At 40.6% G+C, this 26,422-nt stretch carries 25 protein-coding genes; 3 read left to right on the top strand and 22 right to left on the bottom strand.

The window, feature by feature from the left end:
• Positions 1-16: 16 nt before the first annotated feature.
• The 15 genes from NE257_RS09585 to NE257_RS09515 form a co-directional block, all read right to left on the bottom strand.
• Positions 17-1,165 carry a glycosyltransferase gene (locus tag NE257_RS09585; protein ID WP_251886322.1) on the bottom strand — a complete coding sequence of 383 codons (1,149 nt, stop codon included), beginning with the start codon at positions 1,163-1,165 and terminating at the stop codon, positions 17-19.
• Positions 1,166-1,243: 78 nt separating this feature from the next.
• Positions 1,244-1,975, bottom strand: a complete 732-nt coding sequence (locus tag NE257_RS09580; RefSeq protein WP_251886321.1) for a WecB/TagA/CpsF family glycosyltransferase — start codon at positions 1,973-1,975, stop codon at positions 1,244-1,246.
• 2 nt (positions 1,976-1,977) lie between these two features.
• On the bottom strand, positions 1,978-2,625 hold the full coding sequence (locus tag NE257_RS09575) for a sugar transferase (RefSeq protein ID WP_251886468.1): 648 nt from the start codon (positions 2,623-2,625) through the stop codon (positions 1,978-1,980).
• A gap of 71 nt (positions 2,626-2,696) precedes the next feature.
• On the bottom strand, positions 2,697-3,461 hold the full coding sequence (locus NE257_RS09570; RefSeq protein ID WP_251886320.1) for a tyrosine-protein phosphatase: 765 nt from the start codon (positions 3,459-3,461) through the stop codon (positions 2,697-2,699).
• A 22-nt stretch (positions 3,462-3,483) separates the two neighbouring features.
• Complete coding sequence (locus tag NE257_RS09565) at positions 3,484-4,182, bottom strand: CpsD/CapB family tyrosine-protein kinase (protein ID WP_251886319.1); 699 nt, start codon at positions 4,180-4,182, stop codon at positions 3,484-3,486.
• A gap of 11 nt (positions 4,183-4,193) precedes the next feature.
• The gene (locus tag NE257_RS09560) at positions 4,194-4,988 is read right to left on the bottom strand and encodes a YveK family protein (RefSeq protein WP_251886318.1); all 795 of its coding nucleotides are present in this window, start codon (positions 4,986-4,988) and stop codon (positions 4,194-4,196) included.
• A 15-nt stretch (positions 4,989-5,003) separates the two neighbouring features.
• On the bottom strand, positions 5,004-5,984 hold the full coding sequence (locus NE257_RS09555) for an LCP family glycopolymer transferase (RefSeq protein ID WP_251886317.1): 981 nt from the start codon (positions 5,982-5,984) through the stop codon (positions 5,004-5,006).
• A gap of 27 nt (positions 5,985-6,011) precedes the next feature.
• The gene (locus tag NE257_RS09550; protein WP_251886316.1) at positions 6,012-6,788 is read right to left on the bottom strand and encodes a hypothetical protein; all 777 of its coding nucleotides are present in this window, start codon (positions 6,786-6,788) and stop codon (positions 6,012-6,014) included.
• A gap of 331 nt (positions 6,789-7,119) precedes the next feature.
• Positions 7,120-8,343 (bottom strand): 3D domain-containing protein, encoded by a 1,224-nt coding sequence (locus tag NE257_RS09545; protein WP_420871129.1) that lies wholly within the window; start codon positions 8,341-8,343, stop codon positions 7,120-7,122.
• 427 nt (positions 8,344-8,770) lie between these two features.
• On the bottom strand, positions 8,771-9,826 hold the full coding sequence (locus tag NE257_RS09540; RefSeq protein ID WP_251886314.1) for an AI-2E family transporter: 1,056 nt from the start codon (positions 9,824-9,826) through the stop codon (positions 8,771-8,773).
• A 273-nt stretch (positions 9,827-10,099) separates the two neighbouring features.
• On the bottom strand, positions 10,100-11,530 hold the full coding sequence (locus tag NE257_RS09535) for an MFS transporter (RefSeq protein ID WP_251886313.1): 1,431 nt from the start codon (positions 11,528-11,530) through the stop codon (positions 10,100-10,102).
• Positions 11,523-11,927, bottom strand: coding sequence for a MarR family winged helix-turn-helix transcriptional regulator (locus NE257_RS09530; protein ID WP_251886312.1), 405 nt, complete (start codon positions 11,925-11,927; stop codon positions 11,523-11,525). Before NE257_RS09530 ends, NE257_RS09535 begins: the two co-directional genes overlap by 8 nt.
• A gap of 189 nt (positions 11,928-12,116) precedes the next feature.
• Positions 12,117-12,764, bottom strand: a complete 648-nt coding sequence (pcp, locus tag NE257_RS09525; RefSeq protein ID WP_251886467.1) for a pyroglutamyl-peptidase I — start codon at positions 12,762-12,764, stop codon at positions 12,117-12,119.
• A 24-nt stretch (positions 12,765-12,788) separates the two neighbouring features.
• Positions 12,789-13,718 (bottom strand): DUF979 domain-containing protein, encoded by a 930-nt coding sequence (locus tag NE257_RS09520; protein ID WP_251886311.1) that lies wholly within the window; start codon positions 13,716-13,718, stop codon positions 12,789-12,791.
• Positions 13,719-13,721: 3 nt separating this feature from the next.
• On the bottom strand, positions 13,722-14,405 hold the full coding sequence (locus NE257_RS09515) for a DUF969 domain-containing protein (RefSeq protein ID WP_251886310.1): 684 nt from the start codon (positions 14,403-14,405) through the stop codon (positions 13,722-13,724).
• 204 nt (positions 14,406-14,609) lie between these two features.
• Here NE257_RS09515 and NE257_RS09510 point away from each other — a divergent pair, with 204 nt between their 5' ends.
• On the top strand, positions 14,610-16,322 hold the full coding sequence (locus NE257_RS09510) for an ABC transporter ATP-binding protein (protein WP_251886309.1): 1,713 nt from the start codon (positions 14,610-14,612) through the stop codon (positions 16,320-16,322).
• The gene (locus NE257_RS09505; protein ID WP_251886308.1) at positions 16,322-18,073 is read left to right on the top strand and encodes an ABC transporter ATP-binding protein; all 1,752 of its coding nucleotides are present in this window, start codon (positions 16,322-16,324) and stop codon (positions 18,071-18,073) included. The genes NE257_RS09510 and NE257_RS09505 overlap by 1 nt, the downstream gene beginning before the upstream one ends.
• Positions 18,074-18,175: 102 nt before the next feature.
• Here NE257_RS09505 and NE257_RS09500 read toward each other — a convergent pair whose 3' ends face one another.
• Entirely contained in the window at positions 18,176-19,381 is a 1,206-nt protein-coding gene (locus NE257_RS09500; protein ID WP_251886307.1) for a glycoside hydrolase family 3 N-terminal domain-containing protein, read from the bottom strand.
• A gap of 174 nt (positions 19,382-19,555) precedes the next feature.
• On the opposite strand from NE257_RS09500, the gene NE257_RS09495 reads away from it, so the two are divergent.
• A complete protein-coding gene (locus tag NE257_RS09495) occupies positions 19,556-21,295 on the top strand; it encodes a pyruvate oxidase (RefSeq protein ID WP_251886306.1) in 1,740 nt (579 codons plus the stop codon).
• A gap of 156 nt (positions 21,296-21,451) precedes the next feature.
• Here NE257_RS09495 and tnpA read toward each other — a convergent pair whose 3' ends face one another.
• From tnpA to NE257_RS09465, 6 genes are all read right to left on the bottom strand, one after another.
• Positions 21,452-21,907 (bottom strand): IS200/IS605 family transposase, encoded by a 456-nt coding sequence (gene tnpA, locus NE257_RS09490; protein WP_276532319.1) that lies wholly within the window; start codon positions 21,905-21,907, stop codon positions 21,452-21,454.
• Positions 21,908-22,121: 214 nt separating this feature from the next.
• Positions 22,122-22,757 (bottom strand): response regulator transcription factor, encoded by a 636-nt coding sequence (locus NE257_RS09485; protein WP_251852227.1) that lies wholly within the window; start codon positions 22,755-22,757, stop codon positions 22,122-22,124.
• Positions 22,754-23,779 carry a sensor histidine kinase gene (locus NE257_RS09480; protein WP_251886305.1) on the bottom strand — a complete coding sequence of 342 codons (1,026 nt, stop codon included), beginning with the start codon at positions 23,777-23,779 and terminating at the stop codon, positions 22,754-22,756. Before NE257_RS09480 ends, NE257_RS09485 begins: the two co-directional genes overlap by 4 nt.
• 4 nt (positions 23,780-23,783) lie before the next feature.
• A complete protein-coding gene (locus tag NE257_RS09475; RefSeq protein ID WP_052607469.1) occupies positions 23,784-24,242 on the bottom strand; it encodes a GAF domain-containing protein in 459 nt (152 codons plus the stop codon).
• 113 nt (positions 24,243-24,355) lie between these two features.
• Entirely contained in the window at positions 24,356-25,120 is a 765-nt protein-coding gene (locus tag NE257_RS09470) for a formate/nitrite transporter family protein (protein ID WP_251854774.1), read from the bottom strand.
• Positions 25,121-25,174: 54 nt separating this feature from the next.
• Entirely contained in the window at positions 25,175-26,422 is a 1,248-nt protein-coding gene (locus NE257_RS09465) for an NAD(P)H-dependent oxidoreductase (RefSeq protein WP_251886304.1), read from the bottom strand.

Below are 26,422 nucleotides of genomic sequence, written 5' to 3'. Positions count from 1 at the left end.
GCCAAAAGATAAAACTTTAGTCAGCATCACTCATTATAGTAGTAAATAAATTTTTCCATTCAATGGTAATTTTTTCAATTGAAAAATTTTGAACTTGATTTAAAGATTTTTTTTGGTGGGATTCAAGTAAATTATGATTATTGGATAACTTAACAATTTCTTTAACCATGCTATCCCTATCACCATTTTTTATCAACAGTCCCATTTCTCCATAACTCAAAGCCTCATTTGACCCAGTATTATTGAAAGCTACTATGGGTAATCCGTAATTCATTGCCTCCATCAAAACTAGTGGAAAACCTTCCCATCTTGATGTATGTATAAAAATTGAACTATTTAAATAATGCTCTGAAAGGTCCTTATCTTGTAATTTCCCTTTATATATTATTTTATCTTTTGCATTATATTTATTTATTAACTTTTGAAATTTATGCATTGAAAAAAAATTCCCACTACCTGCAATGGATATTTTCCAGTCTGCAGGAATCATACTTGCTATTTCTACCAAATAATCTATTCCTTTGTGCGGAATATCTATTCTCCCTACAAAAGATATTATTTTTTTATCTAATTTTGAATGTTCTGATGAAATATCCATTGTCAAGGGATTATATATTCTATACGATTTTTGTGTAAAGTTCGAGATCTTTTTATCATCATAATCTGTAAGAGAAACTACCGCATCACATTTTTGAAAAGAATCCAACAGCAATTGTTCTGTTTCACAAAAATACTTTTCTCTTAACATATCAATATTATTATGTGCCCAATAAATAAATTTAATATTAGGAAATTCTATTTTCAAATCTTCCATAAAAAGTATAAACTGCTCTTGTAAAACAACTATGTCAGGCTTTGTATTAATAATATAATTAAAGAAATCCTCCTTAATTCTTCCTAAGCTTGGATAAGTATTTTTCTTTTTTTTAAAAAAAAGAAAAGATGCTTTCTCAATAACTCTGTGAACTACCATGTCAACCCTCTTAATCGGTTTTGTAGGAAACGTTGGGGTTATGTTGAGTGGAAAAAAACTTTCTGATTTTTCTGATGAATACATTGTGATTGTAAATTTATCATCTAAATCTAATTGGTTAACGATTCTTGAGGTTACTCTTTGCGCTCCTCCCATATCTATACTTCTGACAGCAAAAGTAACATTTATCATATCCTTGCTTTCTCCTTTTTCATTTAAAAAGTTAATCAAGCTATAATTTAATAACTAAATAATTTAAAATTAGTCTAATTACAGCTTTCTACCTTTCATTTTGAGTCTTATTATTTTTAATAGAAATATTGTATTACCAAAAAAATATCTTTTGAATAATCTCCGTGGTTCCTGTAAAAATCTAAAAAACCATTCTAAACCAGCTTTTTGAACCCATAAAGGAGCACGTTTAACGTTATCCGAATAGTAGTCAAATAATCCACCACATGTGACAAAATTAGTTGCTAAAATATCCTCAAAATTGTCAGTAACCCATTTTTCTTGACTAGGACAACCAAAACCTATAAATAAGATGTCCGGTTTTTTTTTATTTATATCATTTATAACACATTCTGATTTAGACTTATCGAAAAAGCCGTGATGACTTCCTACAAAGTTAACTTTAGGATATTTATCTTTCATATTCTCTATTACTTTCTCGGCTGTGCCTTTCCTACCACCAAGTAAATAAACTTTGTGTTGATTGCTATGATTCAATAATTCGATAAATAAATCAGTTGTAGCTATTCGCTCTTCAGCTACTTTCCCTTTGGTCATCTTTTGCCCCATAATAATACCGGCACCATCTACGTATATAACATTTGTATTATCAATTAATATATTCCTGTATTCTTCATCACGATCAGTAATATTATAACAGTCAGTATTGATAGCAAAATATTTTTTTTTCTCTTTATTATTCAGAATTAAATTTGCAAAGGTATCCATATTTCCATAAAATAAATTAATATTTTCTAACAATCCAACCATCTTTAATAAGCTCCATTCGGTTTAATCATTACAAGTACTGTTTTAAAAATTATTTTTATATCATTTAGCAATGATTGGTGCTTGATGTATTCTACATCCAAATCAACCATTCCTTTAAAGTGAACATCATTTCGGCCACTCACTTGCCATAATCCTGAGCAACCAGGTTTCACCAACAAGCGTTGCCTATCGTACTCATCATATTCCACTAATTCTCTGGATAATCCTGGTCTAGGTCCGATTAAGCTCATATCTCCTTTTAACACATTCCAGAGTTGCGGAAGTTCATCGATACTTGTTTTTCTTAGAAGTTTGCCTATTTTTGTCACTCTTGGATCATCCTTAATTTTGAACATTGCCCCTTCAATTTCATTTTGATCAAGTAATTCTGCTAGGCGTTCTTCCGCATCAACACACATGGATCGGAATTTATACATCGTAAATGACTTGCCGTCTTTCCCTATTCTTTCTTGCGCAAAAATTACTGGGCTGCCTTTCTCTTCTTTCTTGATACGATAGATAGCCCATGCCATGATTGGTGATGTCAAAATAAGCCCTATACTACTTCCCACCACATCGATGAATCGTTTGGTGAGTAGAAAAGGCTTTCCTGTATTAATATCTGCTTTTGTTAATATATTTTTTCCCATTTGATTTGATTTACTCTTCGTTTCAACTGGTTTCCCCAAATCCAATTCCATTTTCTCCAACTCCTCATTCATTAGAATAAACCAAACCTTTTCTTTCGTATTTCTGAATATTCTGGCAATACAGGTCGATCACCATTGACCAAATCCTTCGTGACTTGTTGCATGGCTTGGACTCGGCTTTTCCCAAATTCTTTTTCAATTTTTTCATAAGCTTCTTTTAAATAAAAATTACGAGTATTTACACCGTGAGCATCACTTGCTACCATATGTAACATATTACTTTCCATCATACTCATGGCTGTTTTTTGAATGTCTTTGCCAAAAATACCAACAATACTCGGTGCCGTTAATTGCGTCAAGACCCCCATATCAAGAAATGGTATCAATCGATTGGGATCCTCACGGAATTTGGCATTTCGTTCAGGATGGACAATAACTGGTATATGTCCTTTGCTCATCAGTTCAAAAAACAATTGCTCCGTATATGCTGGTACGTCCATTGTAGGAAATTCAATCAATAGATACGTATTGTCTAGATCGGTAAATAATAAATCATGTTCCTCTAATTTATCCATTAATGATCCATTGATACGAATTTCTTGCCCTTCAAGTAGGGTGATGGGTAGATTTCTCTGATCAAATTCTTCCTGCAGATGAGCTACTCTTGGAATCACTTCGCTCGCTGAATTCGTATACTTTCCATTTAGATGATGAGGGGTACACAAGATATGTGTGATTCCTTGACTAATAGCCTTCTCAGCCATTGCAATACTGTCTTCTACTGTCTTCGCTCCATCATCGATGCCTGGTAAAATATGGCAATGTAAATCAATCATACCCATCTTCTCCTAATTATAATTATGACCCGTAATAGTAATATCCTTGGTCCACTGCGTTTTTCGTTCCATGGTAAATTGCACCCAAAATATTTGCATTGACCATCTGAAGTAATTTCTGTGCTTTCACGACTGCGTCTTTGCTCGAAACGTCTTCTCTGACAACTAATATCGTGCCATCGACTTTTGATGCCATGATTTGCGCATCGGTCACTTGAACGATAGGTGGCATATCAAAAATTACTAAGTCAAATGCCCCTCTTAATTCCCTGATTAATTGATCCATTCTAGCTGTGCTCAATAATTCTGATGGATTTGGTGGCTTCGGACCACTTGTTAATAGCGATAGATTAGGAACGACTGATGCTTGGATAACGTTACTCATTGTTTCTTTGGTACTTAGCAAATTACTAAAACCTACATTGTTTTGTAAATGGAAAGTCTTATGCACTGTCGGCTTACGCAAATCAGCATCGACTAATAATACCCTTTGACCTGCATTTGCAAAGACAACGGCTAAATTCGCTGCAGTAGTCGATTTCCCTTCACCAGCTCCTGATGAGGTTACTACGATTGTTTTAATCTCATGATCGACTGTCGACGCAAATTGAATATTGGTGCGAATCGTTCGATATTGCTCTGAGATAGGAGAAGACTGATCAATCAATGTAATTAAACTGACTGGCTTAGTTTCTGTCCCGCGTTTGTTATTTTTTGCCATTTTTTCTCCTCCTACACTCGTGAACGTCTACGTCTAGGTTCCGTAGAAGATTCTGTTTTTTGTGTGGCAGCTTGAGTTAATTCTCCGTCCACTAACTTGCGTGTCTTTTTTATATTTACTGCGATATCTTTATCTGAAATTTCAGGTACAGTTCCTAATAACGTGAAGCCCAATTCTTCTGTTAAGAATGTTGCATCTTTGACTGTACGGTCCATTAATTCAATCAGCAGTGTGGCAATGATTCCTATTAATGCTCCTAAAATCAGTCCTGCAGCCAAAAATAATTTTTTATTGGGTGATACGGGATCAGACTCTGCCACAGCGTTAGAAATAATGGTAATCCGATCTACATTTAATACATCTTTGGCATTGTCCTGGAATGTTTTTGCGACAGTATTCGCAATATGTGCTGCTTCGACAGCTTTGGTACTTTTTACGATAATTGAAAACATTTGTGAATTTTGATTCTGTTCAACTGAAACAGCATCCTCAATTTCTTTGGGTTCCATTTCAATCTTATATTGTGTATTTAAGCGACTCTGTACTTGATTTAATACTAAATCACTTACAATAAAATCTTTGTAGGTATTGATCATTTGTAGGTTACTATTTACATCGTTTACATTGGTACTGTCTGATTGTGGCAGTGTCACTACTAATTGTGCTTGTGAGCTATACTTTGGCGTGATAATAAAGAATGTCACAACACCAGATAATGCTAAGCCGGCAAACATGCAAGTCAAAATCAGCTGGATATGTTTTTTAAACATATCTAAAAGTTGTTTTACTGTATAGGTCTTCTCCATCTTTTCTCCACTTTCCTATTGGTTTATCTCTAATTCGGTTTTTAATTGGTCTTGCATTGCTTTCAAGTCTTCCTCACTCACACGTTGGTAAGAGACGCCATCTTGCATAAAGCCGGTACCTTTTAATTGTTGCGTATCAATAGTTTTAAAAGCATCCCGATAGTCCAATGCGATTTGTTTCATTTGATCAAAGGTCAAGTCAGTCAAGACATTGTCTTCCATCGCATCAAGCAGGGCTTTATATTGCGTCACACCGTCTAATGAAAGAACCTTTTTGGCAATGGCAGTTACGACTTCGCGTTGGCGTCGTTGACGGCCATAGTCACCTTCTGGATCATCGTAGCGCATGCGTAGGTATCCGAGTGCTTTCATTCCTTCAAGATGAATTTTCCCGATATCATAGGTATACGTCACGTCATCTTGGGTGTAATCAAACTTCAACGTATTATCTACATCCACACCGCCGACTGCATCGACCAACTGTTGGATGCCTTCCATATTAATGACGATGTAGTGATCGATAGGAATATCTAGAAGGTTGGAGACTGTATCCATCGACATCCCCGCTCCACCGAATGCATAGGCATGGTTGATTTTATCTTCTGTGCCATGGCCGACGATTGTCGCATAGGTATCGCGCTCGAGACTAACTAAGAGTGTCTTATTGTCATTTGGGTTAACAGTCGCGACCATCATCGAGTCTGATCGGCCTTTATATGTCCGACCTAGTGCTCCTGTATCCACACCTAGTAAGAGTACACTAAAGGGTTCCTTCTTGCTTAAGTCGACTTCACTATCTCGATCGGCGCTTGTGGCTGTTCGTTCGACACTGGCGTAGGTAGCTTTTGCCGATTTCGATACATCAGAATAGAGTTTTGCAAAAACGATTCCGATTGCAACAATGAGTACACCTACTAGAGCAATGATGGTGATTATCACTTTTTTCCAGATGCTACGTTTACTACTTTTATGTTTTTTTCTTCGCTTTTCAGCCATGCTTCTTCCTCCGATTATTCGAATTCATTATTGAACTGGTGCCCCAAATCCCATTTGTTCATTAATGGCGTTTAACGTCTGAACAAAGGTTTGCCGTACGGTTTGATTTTTGACGGCATCAATATCTGAGGCTAACGGAACATAGGCATCATAAGTAGCTTCCGTAGTTGCTGTGCCATTTTGATACATTTTATCGATGGCAGCTTGGATCGTATCAATCGTCGTTCGTTGACTTGTTGCTTCATCTAAGTACTGGTTAGCCAAGGTTTGCCAACTATCTTTATACAAGACATTCACACTATCTTTTAGTTCGCTAATAGCTGTTGCAGTAGTCTTTTCGTTGATCGCTGCTGGGTCGGCGTAAGTCGTCCAATTGACAGCTTGTTCGAACAATGCATCAATTTTAGTCTGTAGGCTACGTTTTTCTTTGATTGCTTGTATCTCGCTTAGGAGTCTTTCTTTGGTTTTATCTAGTTTTTTTATTTCAGTAGGCAGTTGAGATTCGGTAATACCGAATGCTTCGGCTGTCGTCTGAACACCGCCTAATTGATTAGTTACTGTGTCAATTGTTTCATCGGTTACTTTGTCGCTTAAGATGCCACTTTCTTGCGATACATAGAATGTTTGAATCGTTTGTTCTGCACTTGTGAGCTGTGCTTTTTGGCTAGTAACGGATGACTTTGCATAAGCGACTTGCTGATTGACTTGCTGGCCTTTACTATATTGATAGCCAGCTATACAAATAGCTGCAGCGCCGATAGCCATAATCCCCACTCCGAAACTCTTAGTAACTGCTCTACTCATCGAGATGGTTTTCCTCCTACTATATTAGGTTTTTGTGAATAATGTACTTTTCCCCACTAATAAATATATGTTACCGAATAGCAAAGTATAAGTCAAAACAATTTCAATTAAAAAACATGAAATACCACTTATTTAAATAAAAAACTGTGAAAAAAATATGAAAACATTCGGCTTAATCCTCTTTTTCCTTTATTCTTCAATATTTTTTAAACAAAAATTTTTTTCGCTTTATTTGATCTTTTTCATAAAATAACGAATTATTTCAATTGTTATTTAAAGCAGCGGATAAAAAGAGCAACGCAACTTTTGGTTGGATTACTCTTTTTTTACATTATCCTAATATGGTTACTTTAACATTATAACGGCGGCCCCATTGTCGGCACTGCTCGACGGTATTAAAGTGAACGTCGATGATATTGCCTCTAATGGCACCACCAGTATCGGCAGCAATCGCAATCCCGTAGCCTTCGACTTCTACCATGGTACCTAATGGAATAACACTCGTATCGACTGCCACGGCCATTGGGTTTTGACGAAGATCTAAGCCACTAGCGGTGATGCTATAGCCTGTTTCTGAATAAGAATAGGCGGTTGATTGCATATAGAGTACTTTATTGGAACTTGAGGTACTCGTTGAGCTCGTTGTTGAGCTTGATTCTGTCGTTTGTTCTGAGCTTGAGCTAGTTGTGCTGGTGGAAGTACTACTTGAACTACTAGTTGCTTGGGTAGATGAACTACTTGTCGAACTATTGGTTGTTTGACTATTGCTTGTCTTACTTTCAGTTGTGGCTTCACTAGTTGTTTTGGCTGCAGCTTGTGCTTGTTCTTTCTTCGCAGCTTCGGCGGCTGCTTTTTCGGCAGCTTCTTGTTCTGCTTTTTCTTTGGCTGCACGCTCGGATTCGGCTTTTAGTCGAGCTGTTTCGACGGCTTTGCTATTGGCGATTGACTGCAAGACGCCTTGTTTTTCAGCGAGTTGTGTTTGTAAGTTTTTCACCTTAGTATGTAAAGTCGCAGCTTGTGTTTCCAAACTTGCTTGATTGGCTTCTAAGGTTTCTTGCGTCGCTTCGGCTTTGGCTTTTAGCGTCTCTAGCTGATTGACGTCTTTGTTTAGGCTTTCAACAGTGGCTTTCTCAGAGCTTTGCATAACGCTGATTGCATAGACACTGTTCACAAAATCTTGGATGCTATCGGCATTTAGTAATAGCTCGAGCTTGCTATCTGTTGCATCGCTCATTTGCAAGTTGCGCAATCGTTCGGCCATAACGGTTTTTCGCTTGGCAATCGTTGCTTCTTTATCGGTAATTTGTTGATTTGTATCGGCTAATTCAGTCTCGTTTTCACTGATTTGACTTTTAATCTTTTCTACTTTTGCATAGGTTTGATTCACATCTGTTAATGCGAGTTGTACCTCGGCACTGATGGTCTCACTTTCTTTGGTAACTTGCTGCTCTTGTTGATCCAGCACATCTAGTGATTCCGCTTGTGCTAGTAAGGGTACAAAGGTATTCAATCCGATCACTGCCACAGCAGCTAACGCGAGTTTTTTTCCTTTCACTCTAGCCCACACCTTTCCACTTTTCATTTCTTTTCTGTTACCCCTGTCTCTGCTCACGAGATTTCCTTATTAATTATACAAAAGTTGCGTGTATGCCTGATTGCAATTTCTTTACAGATTGTTACAGAATTTTGTTGTTTTGATAAAAAATAAGAAAGATTGAATTGAAAACTTATTCTCATGCCTTTTTCATTGTAATGAAATCGTAACATTCCAAGTGGGAAACTGAATTGCATTCCAACCAAATTGGCTTCCAATTTGGTATGCTAGCTAGACAAGAAGTTAAATTTTCGACTTAAAGTGGGGGTCAAGTTGCTTGGCATCCCAAAATGATAAAAGCTTGTACGTATTTACTCTGTGGGTCTACTTTCTGCTCCAAGAAGTGTAAAAGCCTCCCTAACTGTTTCAGCAAGGAGACTTTTTGTTATCATTCTTCTTTCTTCCGAGGAAACTTCATCATCTTGGGTGTCAGACGGCCAGCTGGATTTTTAATTTTTAACAAATCAAAGATAAAGGTGAAGACTGGAATCCCCATCACTAAGCCCCAAACACCAAAGTAGTGCTCACTAAAGAGCAAGATGACAAATGTAAAGAAAATGGGAATTTCAGTCTTGCTAGACATTAATTTGGGATTCAAAAAATACGATTCCAAGAGGTGTATCGCTAGAATAACCAATAAAATAATAACGACATCATTCATGCCACCTGTCGAATAAGCGATAATCGATAATGGGATAGTTGAAATAATCACACCTGCGACGGGAATCAAACTGAGAATAAAAATCATCACCACCAAACTGGGAATCTGTGTAAAGTTCATCGCAACCAACGCAAGGCAGGTTAAAACCGTATTAATTAATGCAATAAAAAGTTGGGCTTCAATCACTACGCCAAACGTGTTGGAAAATTTGACAAAAAAGTAATGCAAATCTTGAAAAAACCAAGCAAACTCGCCGTGTAAAAAGAGGCGTGAGAACTCAAATGTACGCTTTTCTTCTATTAAAAAGAAAAAGCTCAGAATAAAAGCCATCATCGCGGCAATCGTTACTTTTCCAAAGCTTTGGATATAGTCTAAAACAATCGTTAACCGATTTTTCAAATATTCCAATAGATTAAACTGATCGATTACTTCATGCGCAGCTCGGAAAAAGCTATCGGAATTTTTCGGATTGTGTTGGTAAAAGCGTACGAGAGAATCCACCATCAAAATCGATTGATCTATCACAATTGGAACGTATTTGGTTACAACAAGGTACATGCCAAGTACAATCAGACCATAAATAGCAACAACCAAAATGGTCGAGGAAATGGGAATGAGCTTTTTAAGCTTTTTGACGGACTTATATGCCAAAAAAGTAAAAATAAAGGTTAGGAACAATAAGGTCAGCATGCTCCGTAGAATATAGATTCCCCCAATCAGCACAAGCAGCACAACAATGCGCCGTAGCTTGATATTTTCCAAAAATGCTTCGTAATATTTCATGCAGACCCTTCTTTCATTCGATGTATTTCAGGCAGATCGTCTTGCTTTTCTAGTACGTAAAAGCCAAAATAATCTACTCTATATCTAGTAAGTCTATCTTACTATTCTTTGCATTGTTTTTATACATTTTATGAAAATATTCGTTATAGGAGCTTGCTCGTTTCACTAAATTTCTTACATTTAGCCACCCCGTTCGCAACCGAAAAAAAACTTAAGAAACCAGCATAATACATCCAATTCACCGGTTGTTTTATGCTGGCTTTTATCTACTGACTATATTTCATTTGAAGGCTTTTCTGTTTGGACAGGTGCAGTGTACTCTTTTGTGCGAAACATTAAGAAAAAGAGACCAAAGCTCACTAAGCCAAAGGTGATGAACAAGAGATTGGTCTGCTGGAACGCATCTTTAATATTGGCTTGACTACTGGAAATCAAGGCCACAACAGCGGTACCAATCGAACCGCCATATTGGTTCATCATTTGAAACAATGCTAATGCGTGGGGACCCTCTTCTTTTGATAAGTGCGCAATTGTGGTCGTTTGTATGTTACCAAATGCCATGACGCGACCAAAAGAAAATATCACATAGATGATAGTTAACAGTACCATACCTAATGAATGAGCAAACAGACACATCACCAAAAGACTGATGGTGAATAACAAATTTCCGAGGTATAGCGGCAATTTTGCTCCTCTTTCATCGTACAGTTTGCCAAACCAGGGATTCAAAAGGGCTGCAAGCAAGGATCCGGGTAGTAGAGCAAAGCCGGCTAAGATGCTGGATACACCAAATCCCAATTGTAAATAGTTGGGAATCAAATAATTGCCACCAATATTCGCAAACTGGTACAACACAAATGGAGTAACGGCATAGAGGAAGACGGGTTTAGCAAATAAGCGGATATTTAAAAATTCTTGCTTACTCGTTAGTGATTTCCAAATAAATAAAAAGAAAGTGGCAAAAAAGAGGACTAACACTGGAAGATTGACCTTCCCTGTTTCTAATCCAGATACAAAGATTAGACTAGTCGTTAACGCACAAGCTAGTAATAAAAATTGTAGCCAATCGAGTTTGGCTGTTTTGTCGATGGGTTCTTTTTTTTCAAAACTAGTGATGCCAAGAAAAACAGAAACAGCAACTAAAAGTAAAACGAAAAAGAAAATGGCACGCCAACCCAACGAGTCGACTAGTAAACCACCATACGTTGGACCAATGGACGGGGCGATGGATACAACTAATGATCCAAAGCCCATCCAGGTGCCAAGTTTGGCTAGGGGAACTTGTTCCAAAATAATGTTAAAGGTTAAGGGTAGGGCAATGCCGGCCGCCACGCCTTGTAAAACGCGGCCGACTAAAAGAATCGGAAAGGTGACCGCCGTGCCACCAATCAAGGTGCCGATGACAAAGACGCCGACAGATGCTAGAAATAACTGACGTTGGGAGAAGCGTCTCCTTAAATAGGCGGATAAGGTCATCATAATGGCGACCATTAATAAATATATGGTGGTTACCCACGCTAGGGTTTCCATACTGACGTGAAAGATTTGGCTTAGCTTGGGAAAGGTGACATTCATGGCTGTTTCGCTCATAATACCGGCAAAGCCCATTAAAGCAGCAGCCACTATCATGCGCACCACCTTTTTGGGTACCGTTGGTTGTTGTTGATTAGTCATTTGTTGATTAGTCATTTGTTGTTCAGTCATGTTTTCCTCCTATTTGTTGCAAAAACTTTGCAATTACGGCTAATTCGTTTGTGTCAAAGCCAGCAGTTAATCGTTCATTGTCTTTTTGAAAAAAATTTTGAATCGCTGTAATATAGGTCTGGGCATTCGGTGTCAAGTTGAGGTATTTTTGGCGACCTACTGTTTGGCGGGTCACCAAATTACGTTCTTCCATCCGGTGAACAATCACCGACATGGTTGACCCTTTCACACCAAATTCTGTCACTAAATCTTTTTGTGATATGTCTTCTCCTGAGTGTTCATATAGATAATTCAAAATACTCATTTGCGTGCCCGTCAATTGATATTGATGGGCAAAGGTATCCATTTCACGAGCTAATTGAATACTCGCTATTTTAATCAATTTCCCGAAATTCATTCTCTGCTCCTCCCATAGTTAGCAACCTAACTATTTTAGAAGATATTTCAGAAATGTGCAAATTTTTTCGATTTAATGCACTAAATAATCAGCAAAACAGCTCCCTTCTACACAGAAACAGTGTGTCGAAAGGAGCTGTTTTGTTTCAATTGGGTGGTTCATTTTTGCTATAACCTAAGAATGACTGACTTAATGCGTGGTTCCGCCAATGATTTTCAGATCTTCTTTGCCATCAAAAGCAACCATTTGAGCAATCGCAGCCGTTAAGCCGGCAACAATATTTTCCAAACTCATGGATGGTGTATCGGAACGGTTTAGTACTTGTTCTGGTAAAAATGGGACATGCATAAAGCCTGCTTTGACCTTGGGAAAGTCCGTGTGTGTTAGGTACAGGCATTGATACATGATATGGTTGCAGACAAAGGTCCCAGCTGAGTTTGAAACAGAAGCAGGAATGCCAGCTTCTTTCACCGCCGTGACCATGGCTTTTACTGGGTGTTGGGTGAAGTACGCGCTAGCACCTTCCGCTTGAATAGGAACATCAATCGGTTGTTGGCCTTCGTTGTCGGCAATGCGGGCATCATCGACGTTGATGGCTACTCGTTCAAAGGTTAGATCAAATCGTCCCCCTGCTTGACCGACTGCTAAAACATAGTCATAGTCTTTTTTTTGTAATTCTTCTTTCACAGCAGCTGCACTCTTATGAAAGACGGTCGGTATTTCTAATTTGGTTATCGTCGCTCCGGCGATAGTATCCGGCAAGCGTTTGACTGCCTCAATTGCCGGATTGGTTTGGTCTTCACCAAACGGGTCAAAGCCAGTTACTAAAATATTCATCATTGTGTTCTTCCTTTCTTTGTGCTAAAAAGCCCAGAAATACATTAAGACAATATGGACAATAATCATCAACGTTGCCATGGTTGCTTGCTCTTTGATGACACCGTATGGATTTTTCATTTCCATTAATGATGCGGGTAAGGCATTGAAGTTAGCTGCCATCGGTGTCAATAAGGTGCCACAATAACCAGCTGTCATCGCCAGTGCCCCTGCGATGGCTGGGTTTGCACCTTGCGCAATGACAAACGGAATGCCGATACCAGCTGTAATAACGGTAAACGCCGCAAAGGCATTTCCCATAATGGCGGTAAACAAGACCATTCCCAAGACATAAGCAACTACGCCAAAGAAACGGCTGCCTTCTGGTACCACTCCTCCAATGGCATTAGCGATGACTGTCCCTACTCCAGACAGTGAAAAAATCACGCCCAATGCAGCGAGTAATTGTGGTAAGACACCGGAAGTCCCCATTGCTTGAATCATACGGTCACTTTCAGCCATCGTTGCTTTGGCGGATCCTTTAAAGATCAGCCAAGCAAAAAGAGTTCCAATAACTGCTGCCAATCCAATGGCTACTTTGCTTGAGTCAGGAATAAATTTTGCTAATAGCATTGAGACAATTGCTAAACATAATACGGGGAAGAAGACCCAATTTTTGTATCGTTTGGCACTAGCCATCAAACTGTCTGTCGAAAAATTAGCAAATTTACCGACTTCAAATTGCTTAAAGATGGTGATGACTCCTAAGAATACGACTAACAGACCAGATAACGCAGTCGGAAGAACTTTTCCTAGTGTAAATAGAAGCCCTAGGTCAAGCCAAAAAAGTCCAGAACCTATTCGTTTTTGATTGGTTTGATCGTTAAAGGCTTTGTAGGCGGTGTAGATCAGTTGTAGGCCAATTAAGACATAGAAAAATTCTAAGACATTGTCCCAAAAAGTTGGTGAAGTCATCGATTATTTGGCCCCTTTCTGTGTATATTTTTTCTTTAATTGACGATCATAATTGATATTGTTTAACGCGCCAAAAACAATCATGATGACTGCCACGGGAATGGATGCCTGTGCGATGTCCCAACCAGAAATCTTGTAGCCCAGTGAATCAAGCGTGCTGGCAATCAATAAGACGCCTGAAGAAGCCAAGAACGTATTTTGTCCATAGAAGTTCCCGTAATTTTCCATCGCTGCGGATTTGGCTTTGATGGTTTCTTTTTCCTCTTCCGTGATTTCCCCATACTTCGCTTCAGCAGCTGCTTCAGCCATTGGTTGTACCAACGGACGGACAAATTGGGGATGTCCGCCTAAACGAATCGAAAACAGGCCTGCTACTTCACGAATAATTAAGTAGATGGTCAAAAATGTCCCCGTGGTTAAGCCTTTGATCTTTTTGATTAGCATGACGGCTTGTTCTTTTAAGCCGTGGCGTTCTGATAGGCCAATCAATGGTAGGGTAATAAAGAAAATGGTGACCAACCGTTGATCAACAAAGGCTTGACCCAAATGTTGTAAAAATTCGACTGGGGTAATCCCAGAAACAAGTGCTGTTGCAAAGCCAGCGATAATGACCACTGCGATTGTGTCTAGTTTTAGCACAAAGCCCACGACAATAATGACAATACCAATTAATTTAATCCATTCCATTTCTGTATTATTCCTCCTTGTAGATATTTACCACATTGATATGTGATTTATCTATACTAGGTCATAATTTGTGTATTTTCAATAATAAACTCTTTTTTTCGGTGAATTTCATGTAACAAACACATTTTTTTATAGCGCGATTGTACCTTCTTTTTGCATAGTATAGTACACTACATAGAGTAAAACTATTTGGGAGGTTTTAGGATGGTGGCTCTCTTGCACTATGCAAAAAATTATCGGAAGCAATTGTTGCTAGGTCCGGTATTTAAATTTTTAGAAGCCGTCTTTGAATTGATTTTGCCTTGGCAGATGGCACGCTTAATTGACGAAGGCATAAAAAAAAGCAACTGGCCGGTCGTGGTCCAAATGGCGGTCTGGATGGCTGCCATGTCGGTAATCGGACTTTTCTTTGCTGTGGTCTGTCAATATTTTGCGTCGGTGGCGTCACAAGGATTCGGCACTGAGTTACGCAATCAACTGCTCAAAAAAATCAACCAACTCTCGCACGAGGAGTTAAATCAATTTGGCACAGATACATTGATTACTCGCATGACCAACGATGTGAATCAGTTACAATTGGCATTGGCGATGTTGATTCGCTTAGTCGTACGGGCGCCTTTTTTAAGTATCGGTGCGATTGTGATGGCTTTTGTCATTGATTGGCAAGCGGGCTTGTTATTTTTATTGGTCTTGCCGTTATTTTGCTTGGTGCTCTATTTTATGATTAGTCGCTCGATTCCTTTATACAAAAAAGTGCAAGGTCAGCTGGATCATTTGAATGAATTGGTTAGTCAAAACTTGAGCGGTGTGCGGGTCATTCGGGCATTTGCTCGGACGGATCAGCAAAAAGAAACCTTTCATGACGCGACCGATTCCTTAAACGATGTCTACGTGCGCGTCGGCAACTTGCAAGCATTACTGACTCCGGCGACGACGTTATTGATGAATGTGGGCATTATTGGGCTCTTTTATCTAGGTGGCTGGAAAGTCGATACGGGTCACTTGCAACAAGGACAACTACTAGCCTTGATCAACTATATGAATCAGATGTTATTGGCTTTAATCGTCGTGTCGAATTTGGTGGTGATTTTTACGCGTGCGGCTGCTTCGGCTGATCGTATCAATGACGTCTTGGCGGTCAAGCCAGCCATTGTCGACCAACCGACTGTTCAAGCACACGCCTTAAAAGGTGGCATTGCCTTTGAGCAAGTGTCTTTCCGCTATGGTGCTAATTACGGCTTGGCTCTGACTGATATTTCCTTTGAGGTGAAGCCGAATCAAACAATCGGCATCATCGGCCCGACTGGTAGTGGAAAATCAACCGTGACGCAACTGATTCCTCGCTTTTACGAAGCATCGAGTGGGCGCGTCTTACTTGATCACATCCCAGTAGCCGAATTTTCACTAAAAACGTTGCGCACGCAAATCGCGATGGTGCCACAAACGGCAGTCCTTTTTTATGGAACTATACGGGAAAACTTGCAGTGGGGCAAAGAGAACGCGACCGATGAAGAATGCTGGCAGGCCCTAGCGATTGCGCAAGCGACGGAGTTTGTGCAATCATTGCCCCATCAGCTTGATACGATTATTCAAGAAGGCGGCAAAAACTTTTCTGGTGGGCAACGCCAACGGTTAACCATCGCGCGCGCGGTCATTGCCAAACCTGCCATCTTAATTCTTGACGACTCCCTCAGCGCGTTGGACTACAAGACGGATTTAGCGTTGCGGCGTGCTTTGCAAACCCAACCAGGTACCGTCCTGATTATTTCACAACGAGTGCGCTCCATTCAAGAAGCCAACCAAATTTTGGTGATGGATAACGGCCGCTTACTGGCTCAAGGTACCCATGAGGAACTCCTTGATGCTTCTTCAGAATACCGAGAAATCGTCCAATCACAAGCGGAGGTGACCGACTAATGCAACCAAGAAAAACAGATTTTTCTGCGTTTCGCCCGTTTCTTCCTTATTTACTCAAGTATCGAAAAGAAAATATTCTGGCAATTGTGCTGGGCATTATTAATGGCCTAAGCGCGGTATTGATGAGCTTGGAAATTGGTCGGGCCATTGACAAAATGCTCGGCAAAGGGCGTGTCGACTTTGGTGGTTTGACCCGTGAATTGCTCCTATTTGCTGGTTGTATTTTGGTCAATGTTGTCAGCCAGTGGTTGATTCAACGACTAGGCAATCGCGTCGCCTATGGAGCTGCTACGCAATTACGCAAGGAGGCCTTTGATCATCTGAATCGGTTGCCTTTGCGCTATTATGACCAAGAAGCACATGGCAGCATCGTTAGCCGCTTTACCAATGACATCGACGCCATTTCCTTAGCCGTCTCCAGTGTCTTCAACCAGCTCTTTTCTGGAGTAGCGGTGGTCTGTCTCGCTTTGGTCTTGATGTTACAGATGAGCCTGACCTTAACTTGGGTCGTGTTGCTGTCGACACCCATTATCTTTTTCGTCAATTGGAGTGTGGCCCGTGCTTCGCAAGCCAACTTTGCCGCGCAACAAAAAAGCGTCGGGGCCATCTCTAGTTTTATTAGTGAAATGGTCGGCAACCAAAAAATTGTCAAAGCCTTTCACCGAGAAGCACGTAACCAACTGATTTTTGAAGAAATTAACGAAGAGCTCAATCAAGTAGGCCAAAAAGCCCAACTCTCCTCTTCGCTGACCAATCCGCTCTCACGTTTTGTGGACCACTTAGCCTATGTCGCTGTCGGCTTTGCGGGTGGCTGGTTAATGCTTAAAGGAGAAACGGCTGTAACGATTGGTATCATCTCCAGCTTTACGATTTATGAAAGTCAATTTACCAAACCGTTTATTGAAATTTCGGGGATGATTACCCCAATCCAAACGGCCCTCGCTGGCTTAAGGCGGACCTTTGATTTGATGGGGCAACCAGTGGAAGAGGACCAGCCTTTGTGTCCAGCCCTGGCTACCGTCCAAGGCGAAATTGCCTTTCGTCAAGTGGCCTTCTCGTATTCACCTAATCAGCCCTTGATTCGCGACTTTGATTTTACGGCCTATCCTGGCGAAACCGTCGCGATTGTCGGGAAAACTGGTGCGGGGAAATCAACCTTGGTGAATTTGCTCATGCGTTTTTATGAAGTGACCAGTGGACAAATCACCCTCGATGGGCAACCCATTGCGACCGTCAACCGTGATCAATTGCGGCGGAAATTTGGCATGGTTCTCCAAGAAACTTGGCTCTTTGATGGAACCATTCGCGAAAACTTGGCATATGGGCGCCCTGAGGCAAGTGACGAAGAACTCTATCAGGCCTTGAAAAAAACGTACATGTACGATTTTGTGCAACGCTTGCCTGAAAAACTGGGCACCCATTTGGGAAGTCAGCGCCTCAAAATTTCAGATGGGCAGCGTCAACTCCTGACCATCGCTCGTACCATGATTAGTCAACCCGATTTGTTGATTTTAGATGAAGCAACTAGCTCAGTTGATACGCTAACTGAAGGCAAAATCCAAGCCGCTTTTCTGGAAATGATGAAAGGCCACTCGAGCTTCGTGATTGCCCATCGCCTCTCCACCATTCGCAACGCGGATAAAATATTGGTGATGGACCAAGGCCAAATTGTCGAACAAGGTACCCATGAAAGCTTGCTCCAAGCCAAAGGATGGTACTATGAGTTGTACCATGCCCAATTTGAAGACTAATCGCTTTTTACTTGATACCAAAAAAGCCTGCCAACAGAATGATCTCTGTTGACAGGCCTTTTTCAATTCCTCTCATGAATGGCACCTCTGCGACAGTTTTTGTTACTGTGCGAAAAGACCCAAAGCTTGTTTCCATGCTAATACCCGTTTGACTGCTTGATTTAACTCACTTTCGCTATATTGTCCTGCTTTCACGGCTTGAATGACGTACGGAATTTGCGTGGCATAGCTTGAAGACATGACCAAATCATTGCCCGCTTGCAAGGCCTTTAAGCCCGCTTCTTCTTGACTAATGAAGTCCGCTAGCCCTGCCATATCCATATCATCCGTCATAATCACGCCTTGAAAGCCCAACTCTTGCCGCAACAACCGGTGAACCGCGGGCGAAATCGAGGCCGGTTGCGTGGCATCGATACTGGTGACGATGTTGTGATTCACCAAGACACTGTCAGCCCCAGCTTCAATCCCTGCTTTAAAGGGCAAAAAATCCGACTGACGTAACTCTTCCAGTGAGCGAGTATCAGTCACAATCTCCACATGTGAATCCCGGTTGTTCCCATAGCCTGGAAAATGTTTTAACGTCGAGCCAACGTGTTCTTCTTTAAGCGTCTGCACCACAGTTTTCACATATTCACTGGTCGTCTGTGCATCCATTCCCAATGTCCGGTCATAGATGAAGGCTTGCGGATCAGTCGCCACATCCGCCACCGGAAACAGCCCCGTCTGAATTCCAAAGGCTTTTAAAATTTCACTTTTGCGCTGAGTATCAGCAACAATGCCTGCTAAGCCACTTTCTTGGTAAATGGTCTGCGGTGATTCAAAGGGGGTTTTCACTAAATTGGTATTGCGACTAATGCGCGTCACCGTCCCCCCTTCTTCATCTGAACCAATCAATAGTGGAATGCTACTGGCCGCTTGATAAGATCGAATTTTGCCTTTTAACCCCTCAATCGACTCCTTGTCCACATCCCGACCAAATAACACATATCCTCCTAAGTGGTACTCCTGAATGTCTGCGATTTGATTCGTTTCTGGGACGCGGACAAAAAAGAGTTGCCCGACTTTCTCTGCCAAACTCATCTGACTGAGTAATTCGTCCACGGTTTGTTTTGACACATCCTCCTTTGCAGGCTGACTTGTGCTACTGACTGTGGCTGTATCTTTCGTATGTTTTGTTTCTTGGGTTGTTGAATTCATGACGATCTGTTTCGCTGATTGATCCATAAGTAACCATATCCCTCCCGCTAACAAGCCAAAGAAAAGCGTAAATCCAAATAAAATCCAGGATGCTATAGGTTTTTTCTTCATGCTCTGCTCCTTTATGCCAGATTTTTTCTTCAAACCCATTATACGGATTTTTATAGGGAGTGACAAATGGCATTTTCTTTGAAGTCCCTCCTGCTAAATTGAGCCTATTAGTTGAGAAAAAAGCGTGAGTACCCTAGTATAAATAGATGAAACGAAAGGATTGGTGAAGAGCCGATGAAAAAAATAAAAGCATCTGAAGCAATGATCAATGTCTTATTGGATTGGGGAGTTAAACGCGTCTATGGATTACCTGGCGATTCGATAGACACCACGATTGACGCCTTGCATCGTCACGATGAAGAAATCGACTTTATTCAAGTACGTCATGAAGAAGTGGCTTCCCTAGCTGCAACAAGTGAAGCCAAACTAACAGGAACGGTTGGCGTGTGTTTGTCCATTGGAGGTCCGGGAGCCATTCACTTATTAAACGGGCTTTATGATGCCAAAATGGATCATGTACCAGTCCTAGCGTTGATTGGCCAAGTCAAATCCAGTTTAATCAATAGTGATTATTTTCAAGAAGTCAATACTGCCGCACTGTTGGAAGATGTGGCTGTTTATAATAAAGAAATCCAATCCGCTGCCTCCTTGCCAAGAATTGTCGATGAAGCCATCCGGACTGCTATGCGTCAAAAAGGTGTGGCCGTCCTGACCATTCCCGATGACCTGCCCGATGAAGACATTCCTGACACCTATCGTGCACTCGCTGGTGAAGCGAATCTTTTCAGCACCCCAACGATTGAAGCGGATAAAATTGCCGAAGTAACTCGTTTAATAAAAGAAAGCAAAAAACCAATCGTGCTATCAGGGGTTGGAGCAAAAGGTGCCGGAGAAGCGCTAACCACCTTTATCGAAACCAATCACATTCCTTTGGTTCAAACAATGCCCAGCAAAGGAACCGTTGCGGACAACCACCCGCATTCTTTAGGAAATGTGGGCAAACTAGGAACAAAACCCGCTTATGAAGCCATGAAAGAAGCGGATTTTCTCCTCTTATTGGGCACGAATTACCCTTATGTCGATTATTTACCTGATCCAAGCACTTGCAAAGCCGTCCAAGTCGACATCGTCCCTGAACGCTTCGGCAAACGATTCCCGATTGAATTAGCCATTGAAGGCCGTGTTGCGGATTTCTTAACGGCAATGAATGCGCAAGGTGCCATTCGTACAACAGATACCTTTTTACAAGCTTGCCAACAAACGATGGGCCATTGGAATGATTGGATGCAAGAGCAACGCCAAAATACCACTGGCGATTTTGTCCATCCTTCTTATTTATTCAATGCCATCGAATCCATCGCCAAACCCAATGCCGTCTTTTCGATTGATGTGGGGACGTCCACCTCTTGGGGTGCGCGTTTCTTGCGGGTACAACCTGGCCAAGGCTACTTGATTTCTGCTTGGTTAGGAACGATGGGCTGTGCATTGCCAGGAGCCATTGCCGCAAAAATCAATGAACCCGAACGACAAGTACTCGCTGTGGCAGGTGATGGCGCGTTTGCGATGGTCATGCAAGATTTCGTCACGGCAACAAAATACCAGTTACCTTTAGTCCAATTTGTTGTCAACAATCAAAAGCTAGCCTTTATCGAAGTTGAACAACAGTCCGCTGGTCAACGCAACTATGGCATTGATTTAGAAGACATTGATTTTGCAAAAGTAGCGGAAGCCTGTGGTGGCGTCGGCTACACCGTCAAAACCGCCGCCGAACTCGACGCACTTTTACCAAAATTAGCAGATGTCAGCAAACCAACCCTTGTCAATGTTTACGTGGAAGACGATGCACCTTTACCAGGAAAAATTGTGATGGATGAAGCCCAAGGTTATGCAAAATTCACGTTTGAAACGGTCCTGAAAGATCATAAATTTCCAACCTTACCTCCATTGAAAGACATTATGCGGCAATTTTTCTAAGAAATTAAATCATAACCACCCTTCAAAAGGGTGGTTTGCTCTGAGGCTATAAGCCTCTGCTACTAGCCAGCGTTTCAAGGCGCTGGCTTTCACCTTGTTCAAGCCACATTGGTTTTGTCACTTTTGCTATCTCTAAAGAGACAACTCTATCACTTCTTAACCCTTAAAAGGGTCTTCATGTTCTCGAACACTCAACTTATCTAGTGCTATATCATGGTTTTCCTGTTCTTGAATATATTTTTTGATGGTCGCTTCATTAAGACCAACTGTACTCGCATAGTATCCTTCCGACCAAAAATGACGATTGCCAAATTTGTATTTTAGGTTTGCATGCTTGTCAAACATCATCAACGCGCTCTTTCCTTTCAGATACCCCATAAAACTTGACACACTTATTTTTGGTGGAATACTTAAAAGTAAATGTACATGGTCCGGCATTATGTGCCCTTCAATTATTTCGACTCCCTTATAGCTACATAACTGCTTAATAATTTCTTGAAGACTTGCGCAGTATTGATTATAGATAATTTTTCTTCTATACTTTGGAGTGAATACGATATGGTATTTGCACATCCACTTCGTATGGGCTAAGCTATTTGTTTTATTAGCCAACACTATCTCTTCCTTTCGTTAACATATGGCCTGAACAACTATATTTTAACGCTTAAGAAGAGATTTTTTTGTATAACTTTTTATCTTCCACCCGCATAGCAGGTGGTTTTTTGTTTCGCACGCGTTGCAAGCTCAACCGGATCTAAAGACAATAAAAAAACCTGTCTCTCTGCCAGTTCACACTGGTGTGAGACAGGAACTTGCTATTAGAATCCTAAAACTCAATCAAATGATGCTTTACACAATATCTTAATAATTCTGGATAATGATTGATTGCTAGTTTTTTACGAATGTTCGTTTTATGTACCTCAATCGTTTTGACAGACAAAAATAGTTGGCTTGCAATCTCTTTATTGCTATAACCTAGTGCAATTAAAGGCAAGAGTTCTTTTTCCCTTTTTGTTAGTGTTTCATAGCATTGATCTTCATCATCAGAATGAGGCAAATGAGAAAGATCTGCCTCATTGACCCCGGTATAATACCTACCTCCATTCATTACGGTTCGTAAGGCTTGTATTAATTGTTCATTGGGTTCACTTTTCACGACAAAACCTTCAATCCCATAACTGATCGCTTCTTCCATGTATTGTCGTTCATCATACATTGTCAACATCACAATTTTTATTTTGGGGTAAGCTTCTTTCATTCGTTTGGCTGTATACAAGCCATTTTCACCTGGGGGCATACTTATATCTAGTAAAACGATATCCACACTCTGCGCCTCTAACTTTATAAAGGCTTCGGCACCATCCGCTGCTTCGGCGACAACACACATATCTTCTTGCGCATTTAGTACCTGTGATAAGCCATTTCTGACAATCATGTGATCATCTGCAATAAGTATTTTCACTGAGTCTCCTCCATTCTCACCAGACGTAACGTCACCGTCGTACCCACTTGATAAGCAGCATGAATCGATATGTCTGCCCCAATCGCCATTGCCCGTTCCTGCATATTCCAAAGTCCTAGACCATGTTTTTGTGTTGAGGTATCGAAGCCTTTTCCACTATCTTTTACTTGAATTGTACACAAATTATTTTCAAAAAGAAATGATACTGTCGCTTGATTCACTTCCGCATATTTTAATGAATTGGTGACTGCCTCCTGGATGATGCGATAGATGTGACTTGCTGTTCGCTTTGGAATGGAGAATGGCATTCCTTGTACCTCAACATTTAATTTAAAGCCTGCCAATTGTTTTAATTGGTCTGCTAAATGAAAAATCGCCTGCAATAAACCCAGATCCTCTAGAGCAGCGGGATATAATTCGGCCGCTAACGTCCGAATTTCCTGTAATAATTCTACAAAGCTGACATCTAACTGTTGACTGTCAGTAGTCTTTTCTAATTGATATTTTTTCATTATCCGGCGTGATTCTAACATAAGACTATACATACTCTGAGCCAATCCATCATGTAAATCGCGAGCAATGCGTTGTCGTTCGACTTCTTGTGCTTCATTTAAGTAGCCGAGCATCAGACGTTCCTGTTGAACTTGTTGTGTTGTTTGCCAACTACGGATTTCTACATACTGGTAGAAAGTATTTGTCGTCGGATCGGGTATTGTTGTAAGTTTTCCCCAAAAAGAAGCCAGTTGTCCTTGTTTGTTCTTAAGTTGAAATGGAATGGCTTCTGGATTGAGATGTCCGTCAATCGGGCAGTCCTGACAGACATCCTGTAAAGCATGTAATGAGCACCCTTTCCCAGTCAAAATATCATGAATCTTTTTAAGTGGAATGGTATAATCTTCTGCTAATTTTTCGGCTCCATTAGATAGGAGGAGAATCTTATTATTTGCATCTAATAGCCAAATTATCGCTTCGGTTGACTGTAATCCTCGTTTATATAGTTCACCCATTTCTTCGCTCATCATAAAGTCACCTTCCTGCCACCCATTTTTCCACTCCGTTGTATTCAATTGATTGTTCCAGCTGCTCCATAAAAGGTAATAACCGACTTGAAGTCTCACTATTTCCTATTCGATTGCCTATTAACAAAACCGCTTTTACTTGCCGATTAATCAATAGAGGATAAGCAATAACTTCGTCCAATTTTTCAAGACGTGCAATTGGATAATCCATTAATCGTCTAGGTTGGCTTTGGATGTTTTTTTCGTACATAGGTCTTCCCGTTCGCCATACTAGACCCGCAATACCGTGACCAATTCGCAAGCAGATTTTTTGATAGTCTTCGCCTAAATTCCCTGAAACGACTACCCAACGAATCTCTTTTGGTTCACCTGGTCTGGCGACATTTTGGGCAATTCCGATAAAATCTACTTGTGTTTTTATTTTCATCTGCTCAAGTAGTGCCTGAAGTTCTCGTTGCTTTAACATAAGATTCACCGCCATTTTTCTGCATTTTCTTTACATTATAAATCACAATGATGGAAAGCAAAAGCTAGAGTACGAGCTTCACCTCATACTCTAGCTTACATGCTAACTATCACTTATTCCAATTTTTGAGCCATCTTGACATAAGGATAAGCAACAAATAAAATCCCACCAATCATATTGCCTAAGGTTACCCAAAATAAATTATAAAACCACCCACTAATTGTGATAGCTGAACTTGTCGAATCCAATAAGCCCGCTGTTAGGACCGTCATATTGGCAACACTATGTTCAAAACCAGTTGTGAAAAAAGCGAGCAAGCACCAAAAGATCATAATCAATTTCCCTGCTTCACTTTTGCATTGAAAGCCTGACCAAATAGCTAAACATACGAGCATATTGCAAAGAATCCCCCGAAGAATTAATGGGACAATCCCTAAGCTCATTTTTGTCACAGTCGCTGCTGCTAGCACTTGCGCAACTGCTCCAGTCTGTAAGCCACTATAATGAAAGCCGATTGCAAGAAGAATGGCTCCCACCGCATTTCCAAGCCAGCACCATAACCAGAGTTTGGAAGCAGCTCTCCACGTAACCGAACGACGAAGTAAGCCAACTCCTAAAACAAAATTATTGCCCGTAAATAACTCGGCCCCTGCAATAACAACCAGACTCAGCGCAATACCAAACACCGATCCCATTGCTAGTTTGCTACTGTTGCTTTCTTTCAATAGTCCACCAACCGTAAAGGACAACAAGATACCAAAGCCAATGAATGCCCCAGCTAAGATTGAAGCTAGGAAGAACCCCCAAAAATTTTGGGTGATAAACGCTATTTTTTTCTTGCCAGCTAATTCCACTGCTTGTATCTGATCCACATACACGAAACATGCCTCCCAATTAACCTTTTCACTCGTTTGCTTTTGGTGCTTCGTTTTTTAGTCTGATACGGAGGCACTTGAAACAGCATCAGCTCCAGCTGGTGATGCACTAGGTGTCGCATCATGGGTTGACGCACTGGAGACAGCATCGGCTCCAGTTGCTGTCACTGCATTAGGTATCATACCAGCGACACTATTTGCCACAAGTGTTTGTTTGGTTTCTTTTAAGTAAAAATCAACGATTGGTTTAAAATCAAGTATATATTCATTTACACCCATATATTTTCCATCGTGGTCATACATTGCTTGATAATTATGGACAACAAATTTTTCTGCAGAGTGCTTCTTAATATGAATTTGAACCAAATCCATATTTCCTGATCGTAATTGTTGAATGACATATTCTACATTTTTCAGTGCTTTTGGTGGGTGACATTCTGATAAAGGATTCCCAACTTGCCCTGGTAAACGACCTGCCAACATTTCCGCTTTTTCTTTTGTATAGTTATAGTAAATAAATTGATTATTCTCATCGGCATATGTTAGTTCCATTGGCATTGATTCCAAGAAAGCATTTAGTTGATTGACTGTTAATAGTCCACGATTCAACTTCACGTATTGGTCGCCTTCCGCTGCACCGACTTGTTTGGCTGCCTGCTCAACCCAATCATCAGCCGTCATATCAATGCCAGGAATGGTTGTTTTGGTTCCTCTTTTGGCGTGTAAATCTTCAGGTGGAAAACTAGGTTTCGGATCACTTAGAACGGATACAGCTTGCATATAGGTTAAAAATTTCTTAATGGTACTATCTAAGAAATCAATTGTTCCTTGATTTCTTAATTCTCCTTGATTATCAAATGCTTCTTTGACTTTTCCTAATAAAAATTCATTTCCCGGAAAAACAAAAGCATTTACCCCTGGCGCATCTAAAATTTGACGTAAATGTAGTTGTGCTCTAGAAGATCCTTGATCGTGGTAGGAAGCCCCGACAATCATCACAGGTTTCTTTTCTAATGGATGAACTTTGTAAGAAAGCCATTCAAGCGCACTCTTTAAACCGGCTGGAACAGTATGATTATGTTCAGGTGTTGCGATAATAACTCCATCGGCAAAGCCAATTTTTTGCACCCATTCTTGCATGATTGGAGAATCAGTAGCATCTTTGCTTTGATTAAACATCGGCAACTCGTTCACTTCTACTAATTCCATATGGAACGTGCTTCGATAATGACGTTGAATATATTGCAAGAGCAGCCGATTATATGATTGTTCGGCACAAGAGCCGACGATTCCAATTAGTTTCAT

The sequence above is a fragment of the Enterococcus italicus genome, assembly GCF_023743875.1.
Classification (GTDB): Bacteria; Bacillota; Bacilli; order Lactobacillales; family Enterococcaceae; genus Enterococcus_G; species Enterococcus_G italicus.
This window is presented reverse-complemented; position numbering and strand designations above follow the sequence as displayed.